The sequence below is a fragment of the Flagellimonas algarum genome, from assembly GCF_040513375.1.
GTDB classification, from domain to species: Bacteria; Bacteroidota; Bacteroidia; order Flavobacteriales; family Flavobacteriaceae; genus Flagellimonas_B; species Flagellimonas_B algarum.
In genome coordinates this window covers 660,128-686,454 of record NZ_JBEVTG010000001.1, presented here as the reverse complement: position 1 = coordinate 686,454, position 26,327 = coordinate 660,128, and the positions used below count along the sequence as shown (strand labels likewise).

Annotated in this window: 23 protein-coding genes; 10 read left to right on the top strand and 13 right to left on the bottom strand. The window is 48.6% G+C overall.

Annotation, left to right across the window (positions count from 1 at the left end; translation table 11 throughout):
- Position 1 precedes the first annotated feature (1 nt).
- The gene (locus ABV409_RS03205) at positions 2-532 is read right to left on the bottom strand and encodes an RNA polymerase sigma factor (RefSeq protein WP_353876103.1); all 531 of its coding nucleotides are present in this window, start codon (positions 530-532) and stop codon (positions 2-4) included.
- Positions 533-675: 143 nt separating this feature from the next.
- Between ABV409_RS03205 and ABV409_RS03200 the strand changes: the two genes are divergently transcribed.
- Entirely contained in the window at positions 676-1,650 is a 975-nt protein-coding gene (locus ABV409_RS03200; protein ID WP_353876102.1) for a polyprenyl synthetase family protein, read from the top strand.
- Here ABV409_RS03200 and ABV409_RS03195 read toward each other — a convergent pair.
- On the bottom strand, positions 1,647-2,789 hold the full coding sequence (locus ABV409_RS03195) for a lycopene cyclase family protein (protein ID WP_353876101.1): 1,143 nt from the start codon (positions 2,787-2,789) through the stop codon (positions 1,647-1,649). The two genes, ABV409_RS03200 and ABV409_RS03195, sit on opposite strands and share 4 nt — an antisense overlap.
- A 59-nt stretch (positions 2,790-2,848) precedes the next feature.
- Between ABV409_RS03195 and ABV409_RS03190 the strand changes: the two genes are divergently transcribed.
- The 4 genes from ABV409_RS03190 to ABV409_RS03175 all read left to right on the top strand — a co-directional run bounded on the left by ABV409_RS03190 (position 2,849) and on the right by ABV409_RS03175 (position 7,662).
- Entirely contained in the window at positions 2,849-3,595 is a 747-nt protein-coding gene (locus ABV409_RS03190) for a LytTR family DNA-binding domain-containing protein (RefSeq protein WP_353876100.1), read from the top strand.
- A gap of 111 nt (positions 3,596-3,706) precedes the next feature.
- Positions 3,707-4,945, top strand: coding sequence for a DUF1028 domain-containing protein (locus tag ABV409_RS03185; RefSeq protein WP_353876099.1), 1,239 nt, complete (start codon positions 3,707-3,709; stop codon positions 4,943-4,945).
- Positions 4,946-4,950: 5 nt separating this feature from the next.
- The gene (locus tag ABV409_RS03180) at positions 4,951-6,024 is read left to right on the top strand and encodes a serine hydrolase domain-containing protein (protein WP_353876098.1); all 1,074 of its coding nucleotides are present in this window, start codon (positions 4,951-4,953) and stop codon (positions 6,022-6,024) included.
- Positions 6,025-6,090: 66 nt separating this feature from the next.
- A complete protein-coding gene (locus ABV409_RS03175) occupies positions 6,091-7,662 on the top strand; it encodes an aryl-sulfate sulfotransferase (RefSeq protein ID WP_353876097.1) in 1,572 nt (523 codons plus the stop codon).
- 6 nt (positions 7,663-7,668) lie between these two features.
- Here ABV409_RS03175 and ABV409_RS03170 read toward each other — a convergent pair whose 3' ends face one another.
- The 3 genes from ABV409_RS03170 to ABV409_RS03160 form a co-directional block, all read right to left on the bottom strand.
- Complete coding sequence (locus ABV409_RS03170) at positions 7,669-9,576, bottom strand: alpha/beta fold hydrolase (RefSeq protein ID WP_353876096.1); 1,908 nt, start codon at positions 9,574-9,576, stop codon at positions 7,669-7,671.
- A 125-nt stretch (positions 9,577-9,701) separates the two neighbouring features.
- Positions 9,702-10,121 carry a thioredoxin family protein gene (locus tag ABV409_RS03165; RefSeq protein ID WP_353876095.1) on the bottom strand — a complete coding sequence of 140 codons (420 nt, stop codon included), beginning with the start codon at positions 10,119-10,121 and terminating at the stop codon, positions 9,702-9,704.
- 74 nt (positions 10,122-10,195) lie between these two features.
- Positions 10,196-12,553 (bottom strand): TonB-dependent receptor, encoded by a 2,358-nt coding sequence (locus tag ABV409_RS03160; RefSeq protein WP_353876094.1) that lies wholly within the window; start codon positions 12,551-12,553, stop codon positions 10,196-10,198.
- Positions 12,554-12,627: 74 nt separating this feature from the next.
- Between ABV409_RS03160 and ABV409_RS03155 the strand changes: the two genes are divergently transcribed.
- Together ABV409_RS03155 and ABV409_RS03150 are read left to right on the top strand one after the other, a co-directional pair.
- Positions 12,628-13,281: a metal-dependent transcriptional regulator gene (locus ABV409_RS03155; protein WP_353876093.1), complete on the top strand. Its 654-nt coding sequence runs from the start codon at positions 12,628-12,630 to the stop codon at positions 13,279-13,281.
- Positions 13,282-13,283: 2 nt separating this feature from the next.
- On the top strand, positions 13,284-14,105 hold the full coding sequence (locus tag ABV409_RS03150) for a ZIP family metal transporter (protein WP_353876092.1): 822 nt from the start codon (positions 13,284-13,286) through the stop codon (positions 14,103-14,105).
- Here the strand turns inward: ABV409_RS03150 and ABV409_RS03145 are convergent.
- Positions 14,102-14,665 carry a Crp/Fnr family transcriptional regulator gene (locus tag ABV409_RS03145; RefSeq protein WP_353876091.1) on the bottom strand — a complete coding sequence of 188 codons (564 nt, stop codon included), beginning with the start codon at positions 14,663-14,665 and terminating at the stop codon, positions 14,102-14,104. The two genes, ABV409_RS03150 and ABV409_RS03145, sit on opposite strands and share 4 nt — an antisense overlap.
- An 85-nt stretch (positions 14,666-14,750) precedes the next feature.
- On the opposite strand from ABV409_RS03145, the gene ABV409_RS03140 reads away from it, so the two are divergent.
- A complete protein-coding gene (locus tag ABV409_RS03140; RefSeq protein WP_353876090.1) occupies positions 14,751-15,923 on the top strand; it encodes an MFS transporter in 1,173 nt (390 codons plus the stop codon).
- Between the two features lie 35 nt (positions 15,924-15,958).
- On the opposite strand, the gene ABV409_RS03135 is transcribed toward ABV409_RS03140, so the two are convergent.
- Positions 15,959-17,122, bottom strand: a complete 1,164-nt coding sequence (locus tag ABV409_RS03135) for a 3-keto-alpha-glucoside-1,2-lyase-like domain-containing protein (RefSeq protein ID WP_353876089.1) — start codon at positions 17,120-17,122, stop codon at positions 15,959-15,961.
- A gap of 151 nt (positions 17,123-17,273) precedes the next feature.
- Here ABV409_RS03135 and ABV409_RS03130 point away from each other — a divergent pair, with 151 nt between their 5' ends.
- Positions 17,274-18,548, top strand: a complete 1,275-nt coding sequence (locus tag ABV409_RS03130) for a hypothetical protein (RefSeq protein ID WP_353876088.1) — start codon at positions 17,274-17,276, stop codon at positions 18,546-18,548.
- Between the two features lie 19 nt (positions 18,549-18,567).
- A complete protein-coding gene (locus ABV409_RS03125) occupies positions 18,568-19,074 on the top strand; it encodes a Cif family virulence factor (protein WP_353876087.1) in 507 nt (168 codons plus the stop codon).
- On the opposite strand, the gene ABV409_RS03120 is transcribed toward ABV409_RS03125, so the two are convergent.
- The 6 genes from ABV409_RS03120 to ABV409_RS03095 form a co-directional block, all read right to left on the bottom strand.
- Positions 19,071-20,630, bottom strand: coding sequence for an alpha/beta hydrolase (locus ABV409_RS03120; protein ID WP_353876086.1), 1,560 nt, complete (start codon positions 20,628-20,630; stop codon positions 19,071-19,073). The genes ABV409_RS03125 and ABV409_RS03120 overlap by 4 nt on opposite strands.
- A gap of 55 nt (positions 20,631-20,685) precedes the next feature.
- Positions 20,686-21,522 carry a helix-turn-helix domain-containing protein gene (locus tag ABV409_RS03115; protein ID WP_353876085.1) on the bottom strand — a complete coding sequence of 279 codons (837 nt, stop codon included), beginning with the start codon at positions 21,520-21,522 and terminating at the stop codon, positions 20,686-20,688.
- A gap of 75 nt (positions 21,523-21,597) precedes the next feature.
- Complete coding sequence (locus ABV409_RS03110; RefSeq protein WP_353876084.1) at positions 21,598-23,415, bottom strand: nuclear transport factor 2 family protein; 1,818 nt, start codon at positions 23,413-23,415, stop codon at positions 21,598-21,600.
- A 191-nt stretch (positions 23,416-23,606) separates the two neighbouring features.
- A complete protein-coding gene (locus ABV409_RS03105) occupies positions 23,607-24,521 on the bottom strand; it encodes an AraC family transcriptional regulator (RefSeq protein WP_353876083.1) in 915 nt (304 codons plus the stop codon).
- An 88-nt stretch (positions 24,522-24,609) separates the two neighbouring features.
- On the bottom strand, positions 24,610-25,083 hold the full coding sequence (locus ABV409_RS03100) for a hypothetical protein (protein WP_353876082.1): 474 nt from the start codon (positions 25,081-25,083) through the stop codon (positions 24,610-24,612).
- 44 nt (positions 25,084-25,127) lie between these two features.
- Entirely contained in the window at positions 25,128-26,318 is a 1,191-nt protein-coding gene (locus ABV409_RS03095) for a flavin monoamine oxidase family protein (protein ID WP_353876081.1), read from the bottom strand.
- Positions 26,319-26,327 lie beyond the last annotated feature (9 nt).

Below are 26,327 nucleotides of genomic sequence, written 5' to 3'. Positions count from 1 at the left end.
ATCATTCAATGTTATATGCGTTCAATTGTTTTGCCAATATTGACAGGGCCCGGTGTCTTCTTGACATCAGGGTGCCCGGTGAAATTCCGGATTCTTCAGCGATCTCACGATAGGTATAGCCTTCGAAGTCGATCGCCAATATGATGTCACGATATTCCGGTTTGAGTTGTGCCAGGGCCGATTTCAGCTGGTTGCGCAAGGCTTTCGGATACTGTTCGATCTGCCCGTCGTGAAAGCGCTCACTGAACTCCGTCCAAAGCTGCTCCAATTCTTCTTCATCGTCTTCGCGCCTTTTTTTGGTACGCATGACATCGATGATCTTATTGCGTACGGCATGGTAAACGAAACCCGTGATGTTCGTGATCGGAAGGGCATCATCGGGCCTAGAGAAAATCCGGACGGCGACATCTTGGATGATATCCTCGGCATCACCGTCGGTCGTATCATCGATTTTTGAGCGCACGTATCCTTTCAGTGATTGGTATTCATCCTGAAAGAAATAACCCAGATTTGTTTTGTTCTCGTTGGTCAAGGTGATCTGATTTACCCTTCTTCATACTTAAAGACGAAGACTTTTAAAGCTATTGCATTTTTTTTGCATTTTTTTTTCATCGCTTTTGGTTTTTACCAAATCGATTAATCAAATAGAGTGTATTTTTAGGCAAATTTGTTCCCATGCCATCCATTGATTCTTACCGGGCCGCCTTTCTAGACCACCTTGCTTCGCACAGTACGGTTAAAGAACCAGCGGGGCTTTACGAGCCCATCCAATATATCTTGGGTCTTGGTGGCAAGCGATTGCGCCCCGTGCTGACCCTAATGGCCGCAGATCTTTTCGGAGGTGACTTCAATAAAGCCTTGGGGGCTGCTACAGCAATCGAGGTATTCCATAACTTCTCTTTGATCCACGATGATATCATGGATGACGCCCCCTTACGTAGGGGCCACCAGACCGTTCATGAAAAGTGGGATGTCAATACCGGCATCCTTTCGGGTGACGCCATGTTGATCCAGGCCTACGGGTATTTTGAAGACTACCCTCCTGAATTGCTGAAACCCTTAGTGATCCTGTTCAGTAAGACGGCTATGGAAGTCTGTGAAGGACAGCAATACGATGTCGATTTCGAAACCAGAAACGACGTCACCATACCCGAATACCTTAAAATGATCGAATTCAAAACCGCGGTATTGGTCGCGGCTGCCTTGAAGATGGGGGCGATGATCGCAGGTGCAGCCGAAAAAGATCAAGAGTTGATCTACCGTTTTGGGATCAATCTGGGTGTGGCCTTCCAGCTGCAAGACGATTATCTCGATGCTTTCGGAAATCCTGAAACCTTCGGGAAACAAGTAGGGGGCGATATCATTGAGAACAAAAAGACCTACCTCTATCTCAAGGCCGTTGAATTGGCGACGGCCGAGGATCGGGAAGAGCTCGAGCGTCTCTTTTCGACCACTCCGACCGAGGTCGAGGCGAAAATCGAATTCGCGAAATCCCTTTTTGAAACCAGCGGATCGGTTTCGGCGACCCAATCGGCCATTCAAGCGTATACGGATGCCGCTTATGCGGTGTTGGAGGAAGTTTCAATACCCGATTCCTCAAAAGATGTGCTGCGCGGTTTCGCCGCTTCGCTCATGACCCGCAAGGTTTAGAACAACCGTTTGATCAAGGCTTTGGTAAAGGGCCATTTCGGGCAGGAGTTGATCATCAAAAAATCTTCACGTAAACTGGTTTCATCATCCAAAAACTTGAAAATGGATTGCGGACTCCTTTTTTCGAACATGGCTTCGAACACTTGGCGACCCAAGGCGTTGTCTTGGTACAACACGTCCAACAAAAGGAGATCATAATACCAAAACTTGTTTTTATTCGAAAAGGCGGTGAAGGGTTTTCCGGTTTTGGTAAAGGCGACCAATTTGTCGACTCTCGACATGCTGCGATGAAAGGTATACCCCGTGCTCGGTTTCGCCCAACCTCCGGCGATTCCCAAATGCGCAATGCGCTTGCTATTGTGCTTTTCGAATTCATAGCAGGTCATGGGGATGTTGCCCCGCTCCTTTTCTACGATCTCATAGGTAATCGGACCGAAATGCGTTTCGATATAGTCGGTAATCGCCGATTCGTATTCGTGGGTTTCCAAGAGATCGGCCGAAAACAAGGTATACTCGATCAAGGCATGGGTCTCTGAAAAAGGGAGCACGTACATAAACCGGGTATTTCCTTTTTGGGGGATGGAAAAATCCATAAAGCGTGCCGCCTTCACATCAAAGATCGGTTTTTCGGTCTTGATGAACCAACCGATGAAATGTTGTTGTAATACAGGGAAGCGCTTTTGGGCGAACATCACCTTGCGATCTAAGATGCTGGTGAATACCGCCTGCCCTTCGTAGGTGCCCATTGCTCCTTTGACCTCGACCCGATCCTCCGTTTCGACTAGGGAATCCACTTCGTCGATTTCAAAGGAAATGTTCGGATAGGCCTTGAGTTGCTCCAAATGGTATTCATAGAAATCCAAGCCACGGATCATTTTATACTGGTAGGGGGCGATGTCGGTCGTCTTGTGCAAGTGACGCCCCGCGAAATGGATCAAGGGCCAGGTCTTGTGGATCAAATGGTCGAATCGACCTTCCCCTTTTTCCCAAAAACACCAAGTTCTATCGTTGATCGATTTATCGGATTTATCGAGCAAGAGTATCGAACGGTCCCTGAAATGGTCATCTTGTACCATGCGGTGTGCCAGCATCAAACCTGATGCCCCAGCGCCGATGATGATGTAGTCGAATTTGGGCATTGCCCAAATGTACAAATTAAAGAATCTATGTATTTTTAAGAATCCAGGTAAGCTCCCCTATGAAACAGATCGATTTGAACACATCCATTAAAGCCCATATGCTTCTCGCTGCTGTTTTAGGGTTATGGCTGGTGGTTTTTTTGGTCTTCATCGCCCCTTTCGATGCCGAAGACCTAAGTTTGAAGGTTCGTCTTATCCTTTTACCGCCCTATGGCTTTCTGTTCTTTATATGTTATATGATCGGCTTTGGGGTCCAACAAGGGTGGTATAGGGCCAGCAACTCGTGGGATGTTCGAAAGGAGGTGGCCGTCGTTATGGTCATTTTGCTTTCGGTGCCCTTTATGGTCTATCCGTACTATATCTCAGGTTGGATCAACGGCGAATATGGGCTTGCTGATTTTCTGTTGCTACAATTCGTCCCTACGAGTTTGATTTTGACCCCATTCTTGGTTTTCGGTCGAAAATACCTCAACAAATTGCAGGCAAAAAAAGGACAGGTCGTTTTAAAAGGCGAGAACAAATCCGATGTGTTGAAGCTGATACCGAACCAGATCATTGGCATATCGAGTGCCCAGAATTACGTCGAAGTCCATTTTCTGGTCGGTACTACCCCACGGAAGAAGTTACTTCGTGTTCCGCTGAGCAAATTGATGGAAACCGATTTAGGGTTGATACAGGTGCACCGATCGCACTATGTCAATCCGGACCATTTCATCAAATGGAAGGATCCCAAGACCGCGTTGTTCCATCATTTGGAAATACCGGTTTCAAAAAAATACAAGGAAGGTTTTACGGACTCCCTCTGATTTTCATCCCCAAATCCCTTGCTTTCGTCCCTAAGCCCCTAAAAACCTGATGTTTTTGGAATCCGGTTTTTAAGTTTGGGATTATTCATCAAAAGCGAAAAACTGATCCAAATGAACTTTCGAACCATAGCCGAGAAATTGTTTCTATTGATGGGTGTTCCCGTATTGTTTGCCCAGAATCTACCGAGCTTGATCCATGATAAGGACCTGAATACCACCTTTGCCATCGTCGCTTATGATGCCGAGCAAGAGGAGTACGGGGTCGCTGTGGCTACCAACAACATATACGTGGGGAGTTCTACGGTTTATATCGAACCGGGTCTAGGGGCGTTCGCGGTCATTGCCGAAACCGAACCGCGTTATGCCAAAATGGGGTTTGAACAGTTGGCTCAAGGAGCCCAGATCGAGAACGCGGTATCGGCGTATCGCTCTAAAGATCCACAAGCCCATCTGCGACAGGTTGCAGGCCTCGATGCACAAGGAAATACCTATGCCTTTACCGGTAGTGGGTTAAGGTTTTGGAAAGGTATGGCATCCTTTATCGAGGGCCCTGGTTTTGTGGTCTTGGGCAATCAACTCGCGCCACGGGTTCTCGAACGAATGGCCGATGCCTTTACGAATGGGTCCGGAGCACTGGCCCAACGATTGATGACCGCCCTGTTGGCTGGGCAGGAAGCAGGGGGGCAATTGACCGGAAAACGCTCTGCCGCGTTGCAGGTCAAAGGGGAACATCACGAATGGTACAACCAGATCGACCTGAGGGTCGACAATGCGGAAGCACCGATCCAAGACCTGCAACGTTTGTTGGGGTACCATTATGGAAGGATCCGGGTGAACCAAGCACTCTACGCGCAACGTTCGGGAAATGAAGAACGGGCCAAACGAAAATTGGCCGAGGCCGAAATCCTATTGGAGGGTTGGGACGGAATGTACGCCCGTTTGGCCCGGGCCCATCTGGCGCTGGGACATCCCGAAAATGCCGTGGCATGGATACAACGGGGATTGGAAGAGAACCCTGCATGGACGGAGTACCTTCCTTCATTTTACCTCTTGAGGGAACACCCGTCGCTACGAACCCTCATCAAACCGGATACCTTTACCCCTAAAGACTGGGAAGCCGCATTCCAGTTTTTGAGTTTGTTCGGCCGCGAAAACGAGATCATAGCCAAAGGAGAGCAGCTGCTTTCGGAGCCCGCGATGGATACCTCAAACATGAACTTTATCGTTGGCCGCAGCTATTATTACGAAAAGGAAAATGAAAAGGCGGTAGCCTTCCTTGAAAAGGCACTCTCCCTTGATGAAGGGCATAGTGAAGCCATACGACTTTTACAAAAAATCAAATCAAAATGAACATCATGAAAAAACGAATACTATGGGTGCTTATCGGCATCTTTACCACGGGGTCCTTATTAGGACAAAATACGGCTACTGAAGGAAAATTAAGGGATTTGGTCGAAAAGGCCGTTCAGGACGAAAAGGTCATCGGACTTTCAGCGGGGGTACTGCACAACGACAGCATCGTAATGACCGCTTCAAGTGGCTATTCGAATGCGGCCAAAGCGGTTCCCTTTACCGAAAACACCATAACACGAACAGCATCGATCACCAAGCCCATGACCGCAATAGCGATCTTTCAATTGGTAGAGGCCGGTAAATTGCGATTGCAAGATCGGGCTAGCGCCTATGTCGATGGATTTGACGTAGCCCCATTGGCCACGGTTACCGTGCAACAATTGCTGCAACACAGTTCCGGCATATCGCAATACAAAGGGAAAAAGGAAGTACGGAACCAAATCGAATACCCCACCCTTGAAGATGCCTTGGCGATTTTCGTTGAGCGGGAGCTCTTGTTCGAACCCGGAAGTGGTTTTTTCTACACTTCCTATGGGTATGTCGTCTTAGGGATCATCATTGAAAAGGTTTCCGGTCTATCCTATGCCGATTATTTACGGAAGCATATATTCGAACCTTCCGGAATGACCCATACTTCCATAGAACGCCAAGGGCAAAACCCTGCCGAAAAAGCGTTGATTTACCACCAGTCGAAACCGGGTAAGATCAAGGAAATCACCGACCATAACATTAGCGATCGTATTCCGGCCGGGGGGGTGCAATCAACGGTTCGCGACCTTTTGAATTTCGCAAAGGCCGTTATCGACCATACTTTGGTCAGTAAAGGGAGTTTCGAACTGATGGTCACCAATAGTGGTTTGAAAAAAGAAGGGAACGCCTATGGTATGGGTTGGTTCCTATATGGGGATAATCCCAACTACGGTCCGATCATCGGTCATAGTGGCGGGCAATTGGGGTGTTCGTCCTTTTTGTTCATCGCTCCCGAACACAAAGCGGCCAGTGTTGCCCTTTCGAATACGTCCGGATTTGGTGAAATCGGCAACGTCAGCATTTCGTTCCTTCGAATGACCGATTGATACACCAGGTGTTAAAATCAAAAGGGATTAGGCAAATTAGTGCTATTTTAAGGCAAAATAGATGCTATGAAACAGTTGCGGTCGACCCTTTGGGCGGTTTTGGTCATTTTTTTACATGCTTGTTCGGATGATAATGCACCGGATAATCCCGATGCCAACCCAGATCCGGATATCGAAGTCGATTCCGAGGTGGTGTCTTCCCTCCAGGTCGAACTGAACCCTACGGGCTACGCTCCCCTAACGGCAAGCCTGCAAATTGAAACCACCAGTTCGGTGTCGGTCGAAGTCGATGTGGTCGGTAGACGGGGTAACGCCTCGACCTTGACCCGTTCGTTTCCCGGTACGGCAACCAGTTTTGAGCTTGACATCATCGGGTTGTATGCCGACTATGACAATGAGTTGGTCCTTCGTTTTTATGATGGCTCGGGGACATTGGTCGAGACCCAAACCGTCAATGTACAGACGGCGGCCCTGATCGATGATATGCCCCAAATCGTCATTGATACTCCTTCAAACGCGTCGGAATTGGAGTTCAACTTCGTGAACTACTTCGGATTCAGTTTGAGTTTCAGGCCCCAACGCGCCTTTATCTTCGATCAGTTCGGTGATATCCGGTGGTATCTTGATTTCATTACACATCCGACCTTGAATAGCCTGTTCTATGACAATGGGATGAACCTGATGCAAAACGGCAACCTGGTATTCGGTGACGGTACTTCGCAAAGCATCTTCGAAATCGATATGATGGGTAGGATCATCAATTTTTGGAGTCTTCGAGGGAACGGTTTTCACCACCATGTCATTGAAAAGCCGGACGGCAACTTTTTGGTGACCATCAATGACGTTAGTAAAACCACGGTCGAGGATGTTGTGGTCGAAATCGATCGTAGCTCGGGTTTGTTCGCGAATTCTTGGGATCTAAATGTCTCGTTGGACAATACACGACGAGCCTGGCCTACTGATTTGGCCGATTTGAACATTGATTGGTTTCATGCCAATGCCGTTGAATATAGTGCCGATGATGATGCCGTCATCATTTCAGGACGCACCCAGGGCATCGTTAAACTCAATGCCCAAAATGAGGTGGGGTACATCTTGGCGCCGCACCGCGATTGGAATACCTCGGGTAACGGTACCGACCTCACCCAATTTTTATTGACCCCCTTGGATGCCAACGACGAGCCAATTACCGATGTTTCGGTACTCGACGGCAGTACGAACCACCCCGACTTTGAATGGTCGTGGTACCAGCATTCTCCGATTTTGATGCCCAACGGGAATTTGATGGTCTTCGACAACGGTGATAACCGCAACTATACCAATGCCGGCCCGTACAGTAGGGCGGTCGAATATGAAATCGATGAAGTGAACAAGACCATCAAGCAAGTTTGGTCTTATGGTAAGGAAAGGGGAGAGGCCGCCTATGCGCGAATCGTATCGAAAGTAAGCTATTTGGCCGATAAAAACGCCGTCTTATTCACTCCGGGATCTGCGGTCAGTTCGGGGGTTGCAGCGGGTAAGGTAATCGAGGTTGATTACAATACCAAGTCGGTGCTTTTCGAGGCGACTGTTTTCCCTCCTAACTCGGTGTTCAATATCAGTTTCCATAATGTACAGCGCATTCCGGTACCCGAATAACCGGTTTTAAAAGTTGGGGAATAAGCCGTAGTTGAACACCAATACGAAGAACAGGGCAATCGAAAGGAAGGATAGCACGTTCAAGATCGATTTTTCGCTCTTGAAAAAACGGATCAAAGCCAAAATGCCGAACCCAGTGATAAGCGGGACGAGGTAAAAAGCCGTCTTCGCGGAATCGGAAAGACCGAAAGCCAATAAAAACGGGTTGTTCGTCGCGGTCTGGTTAATACCGATAAAAAGCATCACGAAGAATACCACGATGGCTATGGAAGCCAAGGTGGCAAAAGCGGTACGGTTGTCTTTTTTCACCAGCCACTTTTTCAATCCCATCACACTACATATCAAGGCGATTAACAGCACGAATGCCACGGTTAACAATAAGGGAATGTTTTCGAATTGCAACAAGCCACTGGCGAAATCTGAGATCTTCGGGTTTTGGTAGAAGGCCGTAACGAATTCAATGTCGTGGGCGCCCAAGGCTGTTACACAAGAGGTATCCGGTTTTTGATTTGGAGCATCAAAAAAGGAGCGCATCAATGGAGTACCGCAGGCCGTAGGGGCCACGCCATGACCTTCCCTTTTGAATTCCACATAGCTATGGTTTTCAAATCCTTTGGCGACCAACTGGGTCCATTTAGGAGGGGTGGTCGGGTCATATTCACCGGCCAAAAAAAGCGCGGGGACTTTTGAAACCAAGGGTCGGTTATCGAGACTGTCAAAAGTGATCCGTTGATCGTCAAGAAAAAAGTCGAGGTAGGGATCCATGTTCTCGAAAGGGGAATATCGCCCCTTTGTATTCTCGACGAATTGCCGTATCGAATCCCGATGGCCTTTATGGTCGTAGACGAAGTTGATCAACCCTAACCCATTGAAATTGTCCTTTACCCGTGGTTTGATGTTTTGGATGATCGAGGCGAAAGCCGTCCCGTTCCGCCGGATCATCTGTTCCAGGATCAAGGGGATGTTCCGATAATAGCTCCGCAGGTACAGCATTTGGAAAAGCATGGCATTGATTTCCTCCTTATTGGGAACAAAGATCGTTCCGTCACCCAACTCGATTTCCCACGGATCGGAATCCAATCCCTTTAAAAAGGAAGCAAAGCGGTTTTTAAGGTCCGGAAAGGTGGCCTTGCAGTCGGCATCGTCGGAACAGTCCTTTAAAACCAGATCCAAGACCCGTACATAATTTTCCGTATTGGTCCCGATTTGGACCACTTCGTTCCCCATGGGATGGTTGGAATCGAGAATTGCGGAACGGACTTCGATAGACGAACTTTCGGCATTTCGGATGAAACTGGTAATGGCCCGGGTCCCATAGGAAATCCCCATAAGGTTGTAGGATCCATAACCCAATTGTTCAGCCAGTACCACGGCATCCTTGGTTTTGGTAGTACTTCCGTACTGGTTAAAATCGATATTTTTCAAGGTTAAGGAATCCAGGCATTGGCCGAACAGCGCTGATTGACTTCGATCAAAGGTGGCATCGGAGCTGTTTTTCGCCAGTTCGTCCCAAATCGACTCTCCAAGCCAATCGCAGAGTTTGGGTTCCGAATACCCACTACCTCGGTAATCGAATAGGATGACATCCCGGTTTTTTACCGGAAAATTCCGGGCGTAACCTTGTGTGTATTTCAGTAGTGGGGAGCCCCAACCCCCTTGAAAAACGATGATGGGGTCTTTCGATACGGGTTGTTCGATGGCTTTGATGATCGCATAAGCGATTTTGATCTGTTTTCCATTGGGCAGGTCGTAATCCTCTGGCACCGTTAGCCGTCCGAATTCCACATTCGATTGGTTTTCCAAAAAGCCACAATCCTCCAAAAAACAGGGTACGGTCTCGATACTGCCCATACTTTGGCCATGTATCGGTAAATAGCACATCGCGATGGTGAACACCAGGATCAGGGTTCTCATAGATTGAAATTAAGTGCATTCCGGGGGAAAGAATGGTCGGTTTGTCATGAGTAAGATAGCGAAATCCTCCCAGCGTTGACGCTAAATTGCTATGGATCGGAACGATGATCGTACGAACGGTCGTTTTACCGCCCTAAAATCGCCCGTAGTTTTTTAGGGGATAGGTATTCGAAATAGCGATCGGTGATTTTGAACTCGGCATTGAGGAATATCAGTGCCGGAAGTGAAAAAGGACGGGATTTCCGAGTGGCTAAGAGCAGAGGAATTTCATGGGTAGGGTTCCTTTTCTTGCCCACCTCTACATTGCGATAGGTTTGCCCCGCGAAAACGATGGTATCTTGGCTTTCCGCATCCATTTTGACCGCATAGTATTCCTCATTCAAGATGGTGATTACCGATGGATCTGAAAAGGCGGCCTTATCCATTTTTTTACAATAGGCGCACCAATCGGCATAGAAAGCAACGAACACTTTTTTGGGTCTGATCCGTAAGGAATCTTCCAATTGTTCGAAGTCCATCCAACGGATGGCGGCTTCTTGGGCCATTCCCAAATGTAAGGTGACCAGGCACCCAAGGAGAATCAAAAATAAAGATCGCTTTTCAACCATGGATACGCTTCTTAGTGCAACTTACCGAATTTCAAACCTACAAAGACGGCTCGAGGTGCATCAGGGCCATACACATAGTCCGAATCCCTTGTCGGCCCGACTTCGAAATCGTTTTGATAGCTATTGAACAGGTTGGTCACCCCACCCGATAAGGTGACCATGAAATCATCGTTAAAATCGAAATGGGTCTCCAGTTTGATGTTGAGGTCAAAGAAGGAAGGGCTTTCGTTCAATTCCAAAAAGCCGGTGTCGCTGATGACCCTGGGTACGGTCATTCTACCGGTAAAGGTGCTAGTGAGGTCCAGGTTAAAACGTTTGTTCGGTATCCAAGTCGTGTTGAGGTACCCATACAAATCCGGAACCCTGACGAATTCATCGACCGCGATATCCGATTCCCCGGGGCTGCCATCGCTTTCAAAAAGCAGTTGGGCTTCATCATATCGGGTGTTTTGTAAGGTTCCCCCCAATTGAAATCGCCATTCGGGTGAAGGGGAAACCCCGAATTCAAAGTTGGCACCATAAACCTGGGCCCCTGATCCATTACGCACTTCTTCCAAAATGGAGCCATTCTCCAATACGGCACCTGTACTGACCAAGGTAAAGGGGTCTTTCAAGTCGGTAAAAAAGCCTTCCACTAAAAAATCGAGTTGCCATAGCGCAACTGACCTTGAATAGTTCAACGAGCCAGTGAACGCATTCGAAAATTCGGTTTCCAAATCATCAGACAAAATCACGAACTGGGGTTCACCGCCCACACTTGAAATATGGAGGTCCTCATTAAAGGCTTGTGGTGCCCGAAACCCCCTCGCATAGCCACCCCTGAATCGAAGTTCATCGGTTATTCGATACGATAGGGTCAATCTAGGAGACAAGGTAGTCTGGGTGAGATCGACATTCCTAGCTATGCCTCCGATCGTATAGGCCCCGTCGACCTTGACATGATCCAAACGGGAACCCAGCAAGGCCGTGAAACGTTCGTTGGGTTTCCATTCGTATTGGGCATAACCACCCAGGGTATTGACGTTTTGATCGATCAATCGGTCATAACCGCGAATGATGTCTTCGGTACTGGAATGGTTGTATTCGACCCCGGTGGTCAGCACATCATTGTTGGGAAACGATTTGGTAAACTGGGCCCCGTTCACCCATGCCAAGTCTTTGGTCGTGCCGAAGGCGTTGTTGGCCAAAATGCTGTCTTGGCTTGTGCGCCCCCCTCCGAGACCACCGTAAAAGCTATCGCGATTGGTGTAGGAAGCTGAGGTGTAAATTTGGGTCTTTTGGCTGTCATCACGGCTATTGAGCTCATAATCCAAACCGCCGATGAAGGTGTCATGATCCAATTCTTCAGTGATATCGGTGAATTGTGGGGCCAAATCGAGACGGTCACCTCCACGGCGATACTCTTGTATCGCATTCAAATTGACCGAAATCCTACTACGATCAGTGGGTCTTAAAAAGGCCTTGGCACCTACCGTGGTGTTTCGGAGTTCAACGATTTCCGTGAACCCATCGCTATTGGCATCATACGAATCGCGGTTTCGGTAGGCCCCGAAAAAAGTGATGCCACTATTGAGGTCATCGGCTACGATCGACCCGTTGAAATTTACGACGCGATCCAAGGCGTCACCATCGATCAAAGAAAACACACTTCCTACTTCCCAAGAATTCAACACAGGGTCTTTGGTGATGATGTTGACCGTTCCTGCAATGGCATTCGACCCATAGAGTGCCGAACCCCCACTGCGAACCACTTCGACACGTTCGATGGTATTCGAAGGGATCTGTTCTAGACCGTAAACCCCCAATAAGGAACTGAAAATGGGCCTGCTGTTCAACAATATCTGCGTATACGCACCATCAAGACCGTTCAACCGTACTTGGGTGAACCCGCAGTTCTGGCAATTCGTTTCTACCCGAACGCCCGGTGCGAAATTGAGTCCTTCAGCAACCGAGATCGATTGTGTTGCGGTCAACAGACTCGGTCGTAAGGATGATACCACCACGGGGGCACTTCGTTTTTGAATCTGGTTGCGGGTCGCACTGACCACGACCTCATCAAGACCGAGAACATCTTTGATTAAAATAAAATCAAGCTGCTGGCGGGCTCCCGGCTGAATGGCCACCGTCTTGGATTGGGTCCGAAAACCCTGAGAGGTGGCGGTAACGGTCAAGGTTCCTGCCGGAACGTTTAGTAGAAATTTACCCGTCTCGTCGGCGGTGGTTCCGATACCCACGTCTTTAAGGAACACATTCGCAAAGGGTACGATCTCTTCGTTCTGGGTTTTGACCGTTCCTCGAAGCTCACTTTCTTGGGCATGAAGTAAGAACGAACAGAGCATTATACCGATAGACCAAAGTCTTTTTATCATTAAAAATTTAATTTTAGACAAATCTAAAAATAGGTTTTGATAAATAAAAATGTATTTTTGGAAAAATTTCGATGATGACCCGATCGGAGGAGAATTACCTCAAGACCATTTTTCATTTGGGCGGCAGTTCATCCCAATTGATAGCGACCAACGCCATTGCCGAACAAATGGAGACCAAACCCTCTTCGGTCACGGATATGGCTAAGCGATTGGCCGAGAAAGGGCTGGTGAACTACAAGAAGTATCAAGGGGTCAACCTTACTGCATCCGGTAGGCGTACCGCCTTGTCCATCGTTAGGAAGCATCGCCTTTGGGAAGTTTTCTTGGTTAAAAAATTGGATTTTACCTGGGACGAGGTGCACGAAGTGGCCGAACAATTGGAACACATCAAAAGTGAGAAGTTGATCGATAAGATCGACGCCTTGCTCGATTTTCCGAAGTACGACCCCCATGGAGACCCCATCCCCAGCAAGAATGGGGATTTTGAGGTTCGAGACAAGCAGCTGTTAAGCGACATGGCATTAGGTGAACAAGGCGTCTGTGTCGGGGTCAAGGATACATCTTCGGCCTTCTTAAAGTTTTTGGATAAAAATCAGATCGCGCTGGGGCAAGTCATCACCATCGAAGAGCGAGAGGATTTCGACCAGTCGATGGAAGTGGCCATTGATGGCCGTCGACTGCATATTTCGTTTCGCATTGCCAGCAACCTTTACGTTAAAAAACAATAGGAATGGAACAGATCATTAGCTATTTGGAAAGCATTGACCCCATTTTGGCGGCCTTGTACGCTACACTTTTTACTTGGGCGTTGACGGCGGCCGGTGCCGGATTGGTTTTTTTGTTCAAAAGTCCAAAACGGGCGCTGATGGATGGCATGTTGGGTTTTACCGGTGGGGTGATGGTAGCGGCCAGTTTTTGGAGCCTCTTGGCCCCGGGGATCGAGATGAGCGATGGGGAAGGATTCGTCAAGGTCATACCGGCAGCGGTAGGCTTTTTGTTGGGGGCCCTTTTTATTTTCGGACTCGACAAGGTGATGCCCCACTTGCATATCAACTTCAAAATGGACAAGGCCGAGGGTGTCAAGACCCCTTGGCATCGTACCACCCTATTGGTTTTGGCGATAACACTGCATAACATTCCTGAAGGTTTGGCGGTAGGCGTACTGTTCGGTGGGGTGGCTTCTGGCTTCGAAGGAGCGACCATAGGGGGTGCCGTAGCCCTTGCCTTGGGTATCGGGCTTCAAAATTTCCCTGAAGGATTTGCGGTGGCCGTGCCCATGCGTCGTCATGGGTTGAGCCGAAGGAAAAGCTGGATGTACGGACAGGCTTCAGCACTAGTGGAACCGATCGCCGGGGTTCTCGGGGCTTGGGCGGTTTTGACCTTCGAACCCATTCTGCCTTACGCACTCGCGTTTGCGGCCGGTGCGATGATTTTCGTGGTCGTTGAGGAGGTGATCCCGGAAACCCAGCAAGACCGGTATACCGATATCGCCACTATGGGTTTCATCGGTGGGTTTATCATTATGATGATGTTGGATGTAGGCCTGGGTTAGGATTCGAGCGTTTGGATGACCCGGTTCAAACTCCGGATCGAAATGCCGAGATAATTCGCGATATCGTGCTTGGCTATTTTTTCAAAAAGCTGTGGGAATTCCGAAAGCAACCGTTTGATGTTGTCTTCCAAGGTATGGGTCTGGTTGTATGAATGCCGCAGTGCTGCATAGCGCACATTCGACGCCAATAATCGCAATAGCAAGCTATTGAATTTGGGATCTTGCTCGATCAACTCCAAGAACGCGGTTTTCGGGATTTTGAAATAGCGCAAGGGCCCCAAGGCTTCTATGGTGCAGAAGCTGATGGCATCGGTCAAGACCTCGATTTCGCCAAAAACTTCGCCCGCCCCAAAAAACTCCTGGATGAAATCGTTGCCCGTATCGATGGTCTGGTAACACTTCGTCAAACCTTCCTTGATCAGATAGACCGCATGCACATGGGTTTTTTGAAGTAAGATCTTTTCCCCTTTCACGGCTTCGAGTTCCGTAATCCGATCCCCCACAGGGGTGTCTTTCAATTTGATGACGTAATCCAGTAATTCACGGTTGACACGGATCATTATTTCTGGGATTGGGACAAATGTCCTTTTTCAGTTCAAAAAGTAGCGATTTCTTTATCCTTCTAAAGCACAAAGGCAAGTTAAGATGTTCGCTTTGAAAAAAGAAACCCAATCGATTTATACCCTGACGTTCGCGAAACTGTGTTTGAGCTCGTTGTTGTTTTCTGCCAGCTACAATATGCTGATTCCCGAACTACCAGCATATTTGGCAACTATGGGGGGATCTCGATATATCGGATTGATCATTGCGTTGTTTACCTTGACCGCAGGTCTTTCAAGGCCGTTTAGTGGCATCCTCACCGACAAGGTAGGGCGAAAACCGGTCATGATCTTCGGCGCCTTGGTTTGCATCGTTTGTGGCTTATTATATCCTATTTTGGGTACGGTGGCCGGCTTTTTGTTCCTGCGGTTGTTCCACGGGTTTTCGACAGGGTTTACCCCGACTGCAGTGGTTACCTATGTCGCCGATATCGTACCCAAGACCCGGTGGGGTGAGGCTTTCGGAGTGCAGGGCCTGTTCTTTACCAGTGGGCTGGCCTTGGGCCCGGCCATTGGCAGTACCATCAAACTGGCCTTTTCCTATGACATCCTCTTTTACAGTTCTTCGGTGATGGCCTTGTTGTCGGTCCTTCTGGTCGGCAGCCTTCGTGAAACCCTCGTCCAAAAAGAACGATTCGTTTGGAAAATGCTCCGTATTTCGTTACGTGATATTCTGGCCAAGGAAGTCTTCACTCCGGCTTTGTTGACCTTTTTGGCCTATTTGGCCTTTGGAATGGCCCTGACTTTGATTCCTGATTGGAGCGACCATCTGGGCATTCGGAATAGGGGGAGTTTTTTCTTGTCGTACACGGTCTCTTCCATCTTGATCCGTATTCTTGCCGGAAAACTGTCCGATACCCTTGGACGTCGGAAAATGGCCCTTGTCGGGCTTTTGATCTTGACACTGGCTTTAGTATTCATGGGGTTGTACGCCTCAGCAATAGGTTTGATGATCACGGCTTCGCTATATGGTCTAGCCATGGGCATTCTCTCGCCGACCTTGAGTGCATGGACCATTGATTTAAGTTTCGAAGCGCGAAGGGGCAAAGCCGTGGCGACCCGATTCATCGCCCTAGAGGCAGGTATCGGTCTAGGGGCCTTGGGTTCGGGTTGGTGGTACCAAGATCGTTATGAAGCCATCCCCCAGATCATGATGGCCTGCGCCTTCATGGTGTTCGTTGGTTTTCTATACACCTTCTTCCTAAAAAAGAAAAGCTAGCGAAACCGCTAGCTTTCTTTTCCGTTGCATTTGGATCAATAGCTTAAGCCATCGGTATTGTCCCATCTTGCGATCAGTCCCCAACCGAAGAAATAGTTCGAAACTGCGATCAAGATTTCGTTTTCACCTTTTTGCATAGGCACCTCGAAAGCGGTATTGTCTAGGGTACATCGCCCCTTGGGTTCTTTCATGCCCGGCGATCCATAGTAGTTTTTGTTTTGGTGCAAGGGGGCTCCGTTGACGAAGACCCAAACTTCATCACTGAACCCCATCTTAAGTCGTTTGCGTAAGTTTTCCTTGGCGGTGACCGTGGTCTTCAACCATACCAATCGCCGCGCGTCGGTCGGGGTAGCCCCGAATTCCTTGGTCAAGTTCAGCATGGCCCTTGGCCCGGTCTTTATCGTTTTCCATCCTTTTGACCCATCCAAATACGTCGAGTCGATCACCACGCCCGGACTTCCATTAACCTGCCGCATGACATCCTTGCCGGTTGGAAAATCGATCGGGGCCAACACCTGCCAATTCCTAAGGTAGTTCGGATCGTTGTACGTAAGGTCGAAACCTGGCCTATTGGGGAGGTCTTCGATGGCATTGGGGGTAACGGTCAGGTTGGCATAGATTACGTTGCCGGTCAAGCTGATCTTTCCCGTTTTATTGAGCCCTTCCAACTTCGGAACCAACAGCGCAGCTCGTTCCATATCATTGACGTAGACTTTCATCTGCTGTTCCGAGACCACTAATTTGATATGGTTCCATCGGTTTTCGAATACCTCGGCGGCCGCTTGGTAGGGGTCGGTCAAGTCCCAGAGATTGATGCCGTCCATGATGGCAGCGTATTGCATCCGGTTTCTCGATAAGGGGTCGAGCTGGCCAAAATAGCGCAGGTAGAAGAACTCCGAATTCGAATTCGCTTCATCCAGTCTAAAATTGATCCCAGGAAATCCCCTTCCTTTCAATTCTACATCGAATTCGATGGTGCCGGTACCGAATTCCACCTCCTTTAATACCACGTTAAAGCCCGAGTCGTTCGAACTTTTGACTGCGGCCACCCCTTTGTAGGTGACGAATTCGACATTATCGGATTTGGCGCTCCAATTCGAGGCCGTTAGCGGATAGGTTTTGGTGCGACCGTTTTTCTTTTGGGCTTGTAGAATTCCTACAAAGGCAAGGCAGCAAATGAAGGTCGCGATTCTTTTCATGATTGTGTTCATTTCGGATTGATTTTGATATTAAAAACTAAATTTGATAGCACCAAGGTAATGGCGACCTGCTTGGCGGGCCGTTCAAAAGCTGTTCAATCTTGTTCAATTCAATTCAAATGCGGTAAGCGACCTTACTATTTTTAGTTTTATGGAAAAAGCAAAACAGGCAATGATACACGCTTTGGTGACCCGCATTGAAGACCAACTCAACTGGGGGAAGGGCAAGGATTGGAGCAACAAGGATTTTGAGGAGCTAAGCGAGCTGATCTTCGATGCCACCAAAAAGAGGTTAAGTGTTACGACCCTGAAGCGCATTTGGGGCCGCGCTGAAATGGTGGCCCAACCCAGTTCGGCTACCCTTGACATCCTTTCTGAATTCGTAGGATTCGCCAACTGGCGTGAATTCGTGAGTACTTCAGCGGCCCAATCCCGACCATCTTTCAAGCCCGTGTTCCCGATGGCCCTGAAATGGACTGCGGGAGTCGTGGTCGTCATTGCCTCGATTTTGGTATACACCTCCGGGTTTTGGAAAAATCAGGAAGAACATACAAAAGAAAGCCCGGCACCAAATCCGGATGCGTTTTCTTTCGATGGTCGGGTCGTAAGTTCGGGCATGCCCAACTCCGTGGTATTCCACTATGATGCCACTCAAGCGATACAAGGATCCAAAATCGAGATCCAACAAGATTGGGATCAGCGCAAGCGCATTGAAGTCAGTCAGCACGATACGGTGGCTACCTGTATTTATTATCGTCCTGGGTATTTTAAATCGAAGTTGGTGGTCGATGGTACTATTGTGAAGGAAAAGGACGTATTCATCACTACCGAAGGCTGGTTGGGGGTGCTGCAATCGGATTCCGTACCCCGCTATATGAACAACGAACAGGTCGACAATGGCAGCTTGTTGGGGCTTGATCCCAAGGCGCTTCAAGCAATGGGAGTTTCACCAAATGCTACACGATTGACCACCAGTCTTTATCATGTCGCTGATTTCGAAGGCTTGTACGCAGATGATTTCGAACTGAATATGCAAGTACGGAACACCTATGATTTCATTCCTGGCAAATGCCAAGAAGTTGAAATCGTGATTCTGTATGACGGCGGTGCCATAGGCATGGGCCTGGCCAAGAAAGGCTGTATTTCAAACCTGGATCTTTTTGCCTTTGGTGATTATGTGGATGGTAAGAAAAACGATCTATCCGCCTTTGGCGTTGACTTTGAGGATGATATTCCGGTAAACGTCATTTCCGAAGGGGGGAAACTGTTCCTTTATGTCGACGGACATATGGCTTACGAATTCGAAAACACCGAAAAGAAGGGCATAAAAGGGGTATCGGTACATTTCGAAGGAACCGGATCGGTGTCCTCGCTTCAGCTGTCCAATAAGGAATCGACCAAATATGTCTATCCAAAAAAAACATAAAATGACTTTTGCTATACCAATGAAGTTCATTATTCGATGCTTCCTCTTTTTAGTGGCCCACATGATGGTCGCCCAATCGGTAGACGAGATCCAAACTGAGATAGACCGGACGGTCTGGAAACCTTTTCAAAAGGCCTTTGAACGATTAGACGGCCACGCCTTGAACGCTACCTATGCAGAGGAGGTGCTTCGCGCCACCCCCTCGGGCATCGATACCGAGAATGCCTTCAAACCCAAAAACCTCGAACGTTTCGCGAAGAACAAAGAACAAAGCCTTCGCATAACCTTGGATTTTTGGTTCGATAGCCGAAGAACGAATGCGACCACTTCTTATGAAGTCGGTTTTTATCGGATCGGGTTTACCGATACCGAGGGATCAACGGAGTACGCGTATGGGCAATTCCACATCGTACTTCGCAAGATCGACGGTCAATGGAAAATCACCCAAGATTGGGATACCGATACAATCAATGGGGTACCTATCGGGGCTACCGATTTCGAAAAGCGACCGGCACGTCGCTTTTAATCCGTTTTGGAATGATAACGATCATAGAGCGATGGACCGTGTAATGGCCAAAATTCGAAAGATGGCAGTTCATACTGTTTCGGGATCGAGGCGCTGTATGCCTTGAACCCTTTTTTGGGGTCTTCAAGATCCATAAAGCCATAAACCTGATCGATAAGTAACGAATCGGCAAAGATCAGCGCTCTCTTAGCGTTATGGAACCCCCTTTTGACCGTCAATAAATGCCCGTTTTGAAGATAATCCATTAAAAATACGGCATTGTCGTAAGGGGTGCTCATGTCCATATCCCCCTGGATCAATACCATCGGAATATCATGTGCCACATGCTGTCGAAAACTATGTGGTACCACTGGGGCAGGGCAAACGTCTCGAGTGGCCGTGTAATGGTTGGCCAAATCACCCAACCATTTTCTCGACTCCCGTTTTAAGAGTAAGGCTTCCCGTTCTTTTGAAACTCCCAAACTATTGTTGAATAGGGGGTTCGTCATAAAAGCCGAAGAGTTATAGACACGCCCTCGAGACAAGAGCGCCAGCATGCGAAAATCACCATGGTACATTTCCATAATGTATTTGGGCCAAGATTCGATTTCGGCGGCATAGGATCGTACCCTGGGGTAGGTCAAATTGAACCGAAGGTCATCGGCCCCCACGACAATGTCGAAAACTTCGCCATCTTCATCCGCGACGGTAACCTTGACAGGTTGGGCCTCCAATCGTTCCATAACTTGGGTAAAGGCAGCGATCAATCCACCTTCAGGTAATGCCATGGCAATGTTTGGATCTTGTTGGGCGTAATGATCGATCTGTTCCAAGACCTTCCATATCCCATCCGGGTCATCATAATTATGATCCAGGGGCTCTACACCTGAGAACAAGGCTCGATCGACATGGTCTGGATAGCGTTGGATGTACCCCAAGGCCCATTGTGAAGCGAAACTATTGCCGACCAAGGCGATTTTATCAGTGCCCAAGTGTTGGCGTACCGCTTCGATGTCGTCGACGAAATGCAATACATCGTACCCTTTGAGATCGATACCTTGCTCGGTGTACGAAGCGACATGGCGGGCGTAGCTCTCCCGTCGATTCTTGTCGCGAAGGCCCAGATCGAGCGGCTGGTCTAAGGTTCCCCCATTCTTCCAACGGTAGCGAAAGTTGTTGATCTGTAGCCCGGGCGCATCGGAATTGCCCCTTTGGTTGATCAAGATCACATCGCGGTTTTTATTGACGAAATTCAGTTCATAACGCCATGCTTCCGCCCTGCCACCATTGTAAAAAGCGGCGATATCGTAAGGCTCTCCGGGCCCTGCTCCTAAGAAAACTACCGGAGGTAAGCTGCTTTTATGTTTTGCGGGAAAGTGGAAATAATGCAAGGCGAGCAAACGACTTTCGGGATCGTTTCGGTTTTCAGGAACGAACAGCAGGTTCTGCGTGCCCTTGAACGACCAGGTATCATCTTCGATGACGACCGGTTGGGAAATGACTTCGGGAAGTCGGTCTTCTTGCCGATTGCAACCCAACCCGATCAGGATGGATAAGCAAAGTATGGATTTTTTCATGCCGCCAAATTAGCATGCGGCGGCCACGGAGTCTTGTAGAATTGGGACAAATGCCCTAAGGTTTCCAGAAAAGGGTGTCGTCGACGATACGCAGTTGTTTGAACAAGGCCTTTGGGGTCAGGTCACTTTGGGTCTTGATGTGATGGTTGAAATCGGGTTGGTCGTAATAGCTACTATCCAAGGCGATTTGGGCCAGGTTTTCTTCGTTTCGGTTTTTTTGAAAAGTCAAAAGGGCTTTGCGAAATTTAATGACCTGTTTGTATTCCTCAACGGAATATCCAAGATGCTTTTTGAATTTTCGCAACAAGGTACGTCGGCTAAGGCCCAATCGCCCTGCCAAGGCCTCCACTTTCAAACCCATTGGATCTTGGGTAAGGTAATCGATGGCGTTTAGTAGGGCGACTTCTTCAAAAGCCTTGAACTTGGTTACTAAAAAAGCATCGAGCAATTGCCTTTTGCGCAGGAGGCCCTTGGCTTCGAAAACCCTTGATAAAAAAGTATCGAATTCGTCACCATAGGCCGTGAACATGGAATAATGCCGTTCTAGTAGATTTCCCAAAGGGGGGTCTAGGAAATGGTTGATCCCTCCAGGATGGAACACCACGGCAATGCGGTCGAGCGGACCGAAAAACTCGACTTCTTGGTATTTGTCGACCAGACCGACCAATAGGGTCGTAAACCCGGCTCCTTTGCTGTAGTGTTGTTGCCGGTAGCGTCCTGCGGATCGGGTTATCGAATCCTTGTAGATGCTCAAGGTGGTCGTAATATTCTGATAAAAGGTCACCTTGGTATGGAATTCCGGATCGGTATCGGCATGGATGTAGTACCCTTTGATCCAAGGGATCAATCGGGGGTCTTCGGGTGGTGTGAATTCGACCTGTCCAAAATCCATAAGCCGCAATAGTGAAAGTCCACCAAAAAGGTACTCTTTTTCAGTGGACTCCCATTACGGTTCGCATGTTCTTTATTACTTGAGGTAATCGACCACTTCCCCAATGGCCGCATTCACGGCCTCGGATTCGAAGTATAGCTGCTGTTGGTCGTAGGCGTTCAACCATTTGATGGTTTTCTCCCCATTGAGCAGGTCATAAAAGCGTTGAGCTCCCTGAGGTACCGCACCGCTTTCGCTATGCACGATGAACACCGGTTGATCGATGTTTTTGGCAACGGAAATACCATCGAAGGTCAACCAGGGTTCCCAGCTGCTCACCGCAAAAAGATTGGCGTAGTGCGGGCCTGCGGCTTTTGCCGGATTCAGATAGTAATCGAATGCGTTTTCGGGTACGTACATCGCACTAAGTGGGTCGAGCTCACTTGCAGCGAGTACGTAGGGCATCCGTCCGGTGTCGGCATAGCGTTGTTTGGCCTGTTTGGCGGCTTGCAAAAGGCCTTCGGTGCCCCCGGGGCGCATATCATAGATCATTTTCGCGATTTCGGGATTGTGTAACCATGGGGCTACCAAGACCAGTTTTTTGATGCGTGGATCTTCAGCTGTGGCATGGGCCATATAGCCTGAACTGGCGCACACTCCCAACCCGGTTATCGCCTCAGGGTCGGTATTCGGATGCTTGACGATAAAGTCGATGGCGGCTTTGATATCGGCGATTTTGAGTTTCGAATCTTCCACATATCGGGGTTGGCCTTCACTTTCACCGAACCCGGTAAAATCGAAGGTCAAGGCCATGATGCCTTGTTGGGCCAATAAGCTTGCGTATTCGTCGGGCATTTGCTCTTTAACGCTCGTCCAACTGCCGGTAACGATGGCGACCGGATATTTGTTGTCGGCTTCAAAGTGGGGTGGGGTGAACAAGTGACCTTTGAGCTGCACCCCGTTCGAAGGGAAGAAGACTTCCTGTTGCTGGACCCCGCTGTTGGTGGGTGCTCCGGCTTGGTGCACCGAAAAGGTTAACGGTTGTAAGCCGGGCCAGCCGTTAAGAAGGGTGTTCGGATTGAACTGCTCGATGAACTTGATGATCTTTCCATCCTGACCTAGGGTATAGCTTCCGATATAACTGTTGTTATAGGGTTTGCCTTCGGAAGTGGTAATGGTACCTTCGAATTTGACCAGGATCACATTGGGATCTGCGGTACCGAAGTATTCACGCTCGTAGGACTGGGTATACCCCATGACCCCACTGTATTGTTTCCGCATGGCTTCGATTCCCTCTACCCGGGTCGGAAATCCTTCCGGAGCAAAGGGCATTTCTTGTACGACTTGGGCATCAAGGGTAGCCAAAACCGCTTCGAGGTCTTGTGCCTCCAAAGCGGAAAAGAAGGCATCGATGGTTGCGGTGTCCTGGGCTGGTGTTAAAGGTGGAATCCGGTTTTGGGAGACATTGTCAATCGCTTTTTCGATCAATTCGGGAGCGCCAACTTGGGCGTAGTTGCTCAAATCGATGCGGGCCAAGTACCAGTTTCCGTCCCGTTTGATGAATTCGGTGTCGTAACCGACGAATACCGACCAATAGTCATGGTTCAGGTAATGGGTAGCCAAGGCATCAAGCGTGGCCGTTGCCCGGTCATCGGCCACCCAAAACGCTAGGTTGTGTGGTTGATGAACAGTGCGTTCGAAACCTGGTAAGAGCTGTTGCCAGCCCTTGACGATCTCATCAGGCGATTTGAAGCCGGCATCGCCCCCTAGAGCGGTATAGTCGGTATAGACCGAATCGTGCATTGTCGCTTTCACGGCTGCCCAATCCCGGGCATCGGTCGCTGAGAACAATTGTTCTATGAGACCGCCAATGGCTTGGCGATCTTCGGAATTGGTGTTTAAAGTTGCTTTCATAGTGGTTTCTTTTTTATCGGGATTTGAAATACAATTCGACAAGGTCAAAGACAGAAGGCTGAATAAGAGGAGCTGTTTCATTGCATGATGATTTTCGTTCTTGGGGCAAAGCTAGACAGCGATTAGGGCGTGCTCGCTACGGAAATCAAAGCAAGGACTACGGAATTCAAAGTTTTACGGGGATCTTAGACCTAACCCGCGGTTTTTCGAAAGGAGGTCGGGGTCATGCCCGTTTGCGATTTGAAGAAATTGCCGAAATGGTTCGGATACTCATAATATAACTCAAAGGCGATTTCTTTGATCGACAATTCGGTGTTCGCTAATTTCGATTTGGCGAGGGTGATCAGGTGGGCATAGATATGCTCAGAAGCCGACTTGTCGGTAATGCGTTTGACTACCGCATTAAAGTGGTTCGGATGCAGGTTGACCTTTTCGGCATAGTACCGTACTTGGTGTGGCTCGGAACCTTGATAGGTCTGACCGGGCTGAAAAGCCAGTTCCAAAGCGGTCATAAAACGGCTTACTGTGTTGATGTCGTTGTTCCGTTCATGGCGCTGTATTCGCTTTCCTTCACTTTGGTCAGCAAACAGTCGATCCACTTTCAATAACAAGACCTCAATATAGTGTTGGATAATCGCCTTGCTATGCGTTCGTGCGTTTCCATGTTCCATAGCGATTTCCTGAAAGAGTTTTTCCAGTAAAGGGATTTCATCGGTATCGACCTTTAATGGAATGGTTTGATCGGAAAGTAGGTAAGAAAAGCGCTCGGTAATCCGTTCGTTAGGATGCAAGTTCCGGCAGAAATCTTCCGAAAAAATCACATAATGACCGTTCCAGTCGGGAGCGATATCCCATTGTATGATTTGATAAGGAGAGTTGAAAAAGACCGTGGCCTTAAGATCTTGGGTCGAATACCCACCGGCTTTCGCATAGCCGCTACCATCCAATTTCAAGGCGATCGCATAGAACTCATGTTTGAACGGGGGCATGTGGTGTTTGACCGTTTTCATGTTATCGGCAAAACTGCGGATATCGAATTCGGGCCATTGGGGTTTGCTGATTCCAATGGCGTCGCAGTAGGCTTCCAAAGTATGGTAGTGTTCCATGAAAAGAAGATAACCAAAAATTTAGTGGGTCCCCTAGTTTTTTGATTAGCTAGTCATCAGGCCGAGGGTTCGTTTTTCGGTGAAAACCTTAGCGCAGTGCTTCCAAGAGTTGTCCGTAATCGTATTGCAAATCTTCGTGTAATAAGGCGATACGCTTTTCAATGAAATCGAGTTGTCGCACATACAGATTGGTCAGGGTGGTATTGTTTCGGATCGATGGCCTGAACGCATTCAGGCGTTCACAGAAATACAACAAGAGTTCGACCTCGGTTTCTTTCTTGCCCGAGTAGCGCGCATACTTTTTCAAGATGCGCAGTATTTTGCGCATGCTTTTCTTGATAAAATAATAGCTGCTGGTGTTGATGTCCTCGAACAACAGATCGACTTCCGCTTTCACGACTTCGATATATCCTTCTTCATCCTGAGCTTCGAACAAGAGATAGGTCATCAGTTCTTTGTTCTCTTTCTTGAATTTCGAAAGGCGCAGGCACAGCTGCACCAACTCCTCTTGGTCTTTGAATTGAAGCTCTTTTTTTAGTTGGGTGACCGTTGCTGCTTTCATGCGGCAAAGATAGCTGAAAACCGTACCCTAAGGGAAGCAAATCGCTATTGGAGCAATTCACGGACCGTATCACGGGCCGAGCGTGCCGCGGTATGTACCGAACTCCAATCGGCTTGGTCGATGTACGAACAACCGGCAAAATACAACTTGCCATTTACGGTTTCGGACATGTTGCGTGCGATCGAGGTGGCGGCTTCATCTTCGAGGTAAGCCGCCCGGGCGAAAGGTTGTTCGTTCCAGTTTTGGGCGAGGATGTCGATATAGGTTTCCGAAGCTTTTCCATCGAACACCCTATCGAGCTCTTCAAGCACGTAGTTTTTCAGGGCCTCACCACTATAGTTTTGATAGACTTCGGCTTGCCGGCCTACGGCGAAGAGACCCAATACATGGTCTGAACTATTTTGGCCGTAGGCCGCGTCATAATACAAACGCTGGCCCTCGTTGGTCTGGCTATCGTCAAAATAGAGAAAGGTCGGATAGAACGCTTCCGAAAACTTGAGGAATATCTTCATGCCGCTCCAAATGTTGGCATTGGCAATGGCGTTTAGCTTGTTATTCGGCAATTCAGGGGTGAAGCCTAGCTGGCCCAATTGCAGTAATTTCAAAGGTACGGTCACCACTAACTTGTCAGCCTCATAGGTGCTGCCATCGGCAGCCGTTGCGATGACCTGATTGCCCGAATAATCAATGGAGGTTACCTGGGTATTGAACTGCATACGATCTCGAATACCGGGTACGATATAGGTTTCGAAGAAATCGAACCAGGAAGAACCGATGAACTTTTTGTCTTGATCATCGTTGACGGCATTGCCGACGGTTTCTACGGTTAACTCACCATTGCTGAAAAACCCGGAGGTGTCTGATGCCGAATACGGCAAGGTGACGGTTTCGATGGTCACCTTGGGATCATTGACGATCGCTGGGAGTTCCGATTCGGCTACATGAAGCCATTCGGCCCCTAAGGGTATCGGAAAATCGGTAAAGGTGTTGTTGGTACGGAAGCGCCCGCCATAGGAGCTGTCGGCTTCCAAGATCCGAAAGGAAATGCCCTGCTGTGCTAACAAATATGCGGTTGCCATGCCCGCGGCACCGGCCCCGATAATCAGCACCGTCCCTTCAAAATCACCGGCAACAATAGGAGCCTCCGAACCTTCATTACAGGATTCCAACACGGTTTGAAAGGGGAGCGATATCCCGAACAAACCACACATCTTGACAAATTCCTTTCTGTTCATGCTTTTGAA